The 1,041-nt window shown below is 36.5% G+C and carries 3 protein-coding genes; all 3 read right to left on the bottom strand.

Features of this window, described 5'->3' with window-relative positions; genetic code table 11:
• Window positions 1-21 precede the first annotated feature (21 nt).
• Window positions 22-153 (bottom strand): hypothetical protein, encoded by a 132-nt coding sequence (locus HMPREF3047_RS11615; RefSeq protein ID WP_283127045.1) that lies wholly within the window; start codon window positions 151-153, stop codon window positions 22-24.
• 96 nt (window positions 154-249) lie between these two features.
• The gene (locus HMPREF3047_RS10010; RefSeq protein WP_070713902.1) at window positions 250-594 is read right to left on the bottom strand and encodes a hypothetical protein; all 345 of its coding nucleotides are present in this window, start codon (window positions 592-594) and stop codon (window positions 250-252) included.
• Window positions 591-1,041 (bottom strand): hypothetical protein (locus HMPREF3047_RS11350; RefSeq protein ID WP_210399765.1); only part of this gene is annotated, 451 nt, incomplete at its 5' end. The genes HMPREF3047_RS11350 and HMPREF3047_RS10010, both read right to left, overlap by 4 nt.

Genomic DNA, 1,041 nt, shown 5'->3' with positions numbered 1-1,041 from the left:
ATCTTTGTTTACATTCATAATTTAATCCACGGTTCTTAAGCCGTGATTGTCGGCGGTGCGGATATCGACGCTTTGGGCGCTGATGTCGATGTCGCGGGCGGCGGCAAGATCGCTGCCGGTTTGGCGGTAGGCGCCGCCGGCATCTATCCGCACGCCGCCTTTCAGGCTGCCGACGGCTTCGGCACTACCTGCGTGCTGCTACCTACCGCAGAAATGGTATCCGCTTCGCTTTCTTAGCCATAGGTTTAATCAGATATTTTGCTGCTTACCAATTTCTTTTGCCAATCTAAAAAAATTTTTACCAGCTTCATTAGTTAATGAATCTATGTATTTATCAATATCAATTGTGTTGCAAACAAATATTTCATTTGTGTGTTTATTAAATTCTAAATTTAACAAAATATTTCCGTTTACCAATACTTCATATATATCTTCCTCTTCAGGAAGCATAGATAAACAGTATGCACTTGAAGCTGCAAATTCTTTTTTTAGATATTCAACAATAAATGTATTATTAAGTAGAATCCAATTAAATTCATCAAGTGATTGCTTAACTTCTTCTAATGTCCATTTTTTAATACTATTTTTCTTCATTTTATTCTTCCTGGTGTTGTTGTTACTAAATTGCCATATTTGTCTGTTTGAATGGTCATGATATTGGTCGGTTTATTTCCATTAAATTTGTCATATCCAATATTTTTATTTAATTTAACAACTCTTTCATAAATTGTATGAGAAATGCTGTGTCCATCACCAAGTTTCTCAATAGATATGCGTTTTCGTGTGACTGGTACCGACACAACATCTTTATGCTGCAATAATGCTCTTAATTCATTTTTTGAGATAGAAAATTGACTACCGGTTCCTCCTCCTTCTGGTAAATGTCTATCAACAACATGTATCCAACCAGAATTATTAAAATTACGATTTTTTAAATTAATTCTTGATTGAACGACAGAACCCGTTGAAAAAATAGGTGGCGAATTACTGGCATTCATTGCTGTTGGAGCAGGCAATGCCTTCTGTTCCCAATCCCGACTA

Source organism: Neisseria sp. HMSC075C10, assembly GCF_001815615.1.
GTDB classification, from domain to species: domain Bacteria; phylum Pseudomonadota; class Gammaproteobacteria; order Burkholderiales; family Neisseriaceae; genus Neisseria; species Neisseria subflava_A.
This window is presented reverse-complemented; position numbering and strand designations above follow the sequence as displayed.